Genomic DNA, 3459 nt, shown 5'->3' on the forward strand with positions numbered 1-3459 from the left:
TGCCGCCCATGCCGCCCATGCCGCCCATGCCCGCACCCGCGCCCAGTCCGCCGAAATTTCCGCCGCCGTTTCCGCCGCCGTTTCCGCTGACCGCGTCGGTGAACGCGTCGCCACCACCGGAACCGGGGTCGCCGCGAAGGTCGCCGCCGCCGGCCTGGATGCCGTTGGCGTCCGGTTGGACTCCCGAGGCGTTGGGGGCGAGCAGCCGGTCTTCGGCTTCGGGGCCGCCCCACCCATCGCCGATGGAATAGGAGGCCCCTTCGCCCTCCCCGCCGCCGTTGTCGCGGCCCAGGGAGTCACCGAGGCCGCCGCCGAGATAGCCGCCCCCGCTCTCGGGGCCGGCGTTCATCCGCTCTTCGAGGTCAGCGCGCTGCTGGTCGTAGTACTCATCCAGACGGTTCTGGTACTCATCGGCCGCGGAGCCGGAGCCGTCGGCACCACCCTCGGAACCCGATCCGCCACCGCTTAGATCCCCACCGCCGGAGTCCGGACCCGCGACGAGGTCGTCCAACTCCTGGCTGCGCTGGTCGTAGTAGTCCGACAGCTGCTCCCGGTACTCCTCCAGCTCCGGAGCGGGATTCCCGTTCTCGTCGGTGATCCCGTTGACATCGGAGCGCAGCCGATCGAGGCCGGCCTTCTCGGCGTCGTAGTACTCCTGGAGGCGCTGCTGGCGTTGCTCGGGCGTCGACTCGTCGCCACCGAGATCTCCGCCGCTCCCTTCGGGGCCGGACTCCAGCCGTTCCAGGTTGGCGGACTGCTCCTGGTAGTAATCGTCCAACAGGCTCTGGTACTCCTGCTGCGCTGGGGTGAGCGTTTGGCCGTCGTCGGTGCGGCCGTCACCGTCGGGATCGGGCGACTCCTTCATGAGGCGGTCGAGGTCGCCGGTCTGCTCGTTGTAGTACTCCTCGAGGCGTCGCTCGTACTCCTCCGCCGACGGTTGGGAGCCCTCGCCGCCGAGATCGCCGCCCCCGCTCTCGGGGCCGCCGTTCAGCTGCTCGTCGAGATCCCTGGTGGCCTGGTCGTAGTAGTCGTCGATCGCCTGGTTGTAGCGGTCCTCCGACGACCGGTTCCGGTTGCCGGAACCGCCGCCTCCTCCGCCGCCCAGCTGCCCACCGCCGCCCACCGGTGGGGGCGGGGCGTTCATCTCCTGTTCCAGCTCATCGGTCTGCTGGTTGTAGTAGTCGTCCAGCGTCTGGTTGAACCGGTCCTCCGAGGTCGAACCGTGACCACCGTCGCCGTCGAGATCACCTCCGCCACCGAGGTCACCCCCGCCACCGTCGGGTCCGGCGCGCAGCTCATCGGTCGCGTTCCGGTAGTACTCGTCGAGCGCGTCGTTGTACTCGGCCTCCGACGCCGGACCATCGCCACCGGAATTCCCACCGCCGCCCCCGAGGTCACCCTCACTGGCCTCGGGGCCGCTCTCCATCTCGTCGATCATCCTCTGGTAGTACTCGTCGAGCGCGTCGTTGTACTCGCCCTCCTTGGACGGGCCGTCGCTGCCCTCCTCGTCACCCCCACCGCCGCCGGGCGGATTGTCCTTCATCCACTGGGTCTGCTCCTCATACCATTCTTCGAGCGTCCCCTCGTACTCCTTCTGGGCGTCGGACTTGCCATCGTCCCCACCGCCACCGCCAAGGCCACCACCGAGGCCACCGCCGGAGCCCACGGGGGACCAGTCGAGCGTCTTGACCTCGGTCGGCTTGACCTCGATGAATTTATCGAAGTTGTCGGTGTAGCCGTTGGCGATGGTCTGCATGCTCTTGGCGGCACCTGCGGTGAGGTCGTTCAGCCGGTTACGCCAGTCCTGCTTGATCCGCTCCTGGATCTCCTTCCAGGTGTTGGGGTTGTTCGCCTTGCCGATGTCCCCGATCTGGCTGGTGTCATCACCCTTGTTGAGCGTGGCGATGTCACTATTCTCATCGAACCATTTCTTGGTGACGCTCTGGGGATCCCACAAATCGGTGGCGAGCCAGTCATCGTGGAGCTTGCGAATATTTTCACCCTCCGTGAGAACAACCAGGTCCCGGGTGTCCCGGAGGGGTTTGGGGTAACTGGCGGCCTGATGACCGAGATCATTGAAGCGCAGCTGGATATTGCGCAGGTAATCCACGAAGACGTCGGCGGTCGCCCCCTTCAAGGTGTCGCGTGCGGTGGTACGCCACTCCTCAACCTTGCTCTCGGCACCCCTCACCATTGTGACCAGGTCATCGAGCGTCGTGGCGAGGTCGTCCATGGCGGTCGGGCTGAATTTCCTGCCGTCCTTCCCGTTCCATGGCCCCTTGAGGGCGAGCTCCAGGTGGTGGAAGAACGTCCGACCGTCGGGCTCGTCCATGAATTTCTTGTTATAGACGATCCCGGAATAATATGGCGTCGTCTTCGAATCGCTATTCGGTTGATAACTGGAATCCATCGACCCAGTACCCCTGCGGGTTCCACTCGTGGTGAGGCTCGTTTGTATCCAGTAGTCAAGACCATCCGGGCTTTTCTGGTCGGACCTGAAGCTGAGGAACCAGTCGGCCTTCATGACGTCGTCGGGCGACATCATCGGTGGATAGGTGTCCCCCATGTCCGGGTCGGTATAGGTGTTGATGACGTAGTGGAGATCCTTGGGAAACGGCGAGCCTTCGAGATTGCGATCGGCCGGCGCCTTTTCTCCCAGCTCCTCGTCCAGCCCAAGAGGGATGTCCTCTTCTTCCCCTTTTGGCACAACGCCTCCTCATTCGTTCTCCACGGCACCACTCAACGCTCACCCCGGACGATTCAGAGCACCACCGGGGTTCCCACGGTCACTTTTCGTCGTCTCCGTCGGATTCGCCATCATCACCGTCGGAGTCGCCATCATCGCTGCCGGAGTCTCCCGAGCCGGCCCTTACCGACGCCGCGTTCCCGGGGTCGATGAGTTCCGCGAGATCGCGTGCGGTGATCACCGCGTCATCCTCTGCGTCCTCGAACCGGATGTGCGCCTGTTCCAGTCTCCTGTCCAGCTCCTCGAACTGATCGATCAGGACCTTGAGCTGGTCGCGCATCTTCCGCACGTTGGTGTTCACGGCCGAGGCGAACTCGCCCGCGGCGGGGAAGATGGCCGCGTTCCCCGCACGGATACGTTCGACCACCGATGCCTCCTCGCCGTCGTCGATGTAGTCGTTCAGGGCAGACCTTTGCTCCTTCAGGTCCTTCAACATCGGGAGGATCTTCTCTTCCCGGAAGGCCTTCATGTAGCCGAAGGTGATCTCGGTGCTTTCGGCCATCGTCTGCTCTCCTCACTCTCCGGCGCCCGGGCCGGGACCGGCGTCGGCCCCGGCCCGGGCGGGCGGCTACATGTTCTGCGAGACCCATTCGAGGGACAGCTTGTTGTCGGTGTTCTGGTAGTTGTCACGGATCATGATCAACGCCTGCTCGGCCTTGGTGAGCAGGAACTCCATGTCCTGCACGTTGAGCCGCCACTGGGCCATGCTGGTG

Annotated in this window: 1 protein-coding gene and 1 pseudogene; both read right to left on the reverse strand. The window is 64.8% G+C overall.

What is annotated here, in order from left to right; all coding sequences use genetic code 11:
- Positions 1 to 2332, reverse strand: a pseudogene (locus tag K8V84_RS18155) (hypothetical protein); the annotation flags it as partial.
- Positions 2333 to 2786: 454 nt separating this feature from the next.
- Positions 2787 to 3215 carry a hypothetical protein gene (locus K8V84_RS18160; protein ID WP_304076429.1) on the reverse strand — a complete coding sequence of 143 codons (429 nt, stop codon included), beginning with the start codon at positions 3213 to 3215 and terminating at the stop codon, positions 2787 to 2789.
- Positions 3216 to 3459 lie beyond the last annotated feature (244 nt).

This window comes from Nocardiopsis listeri, assembly GCF_020741345.1.
GTDB lineage: Bacteria > Actinomycetota > Actinomycetes > Streptosporangiales > Streptosporangiaceae > Nocardiopsis > Nocardiopsis listeri_A.

What these genes read in the sequence shown, in the direction of transcription:
- K8V84_RS18160 (WP_304076429.1), bottom strand. Translation starts at nt 3,215, where the DNA reads ATGAAGGCCTTCCGGGAAGAGAAGATCCTCCCGATGTTGAAGGACCTG.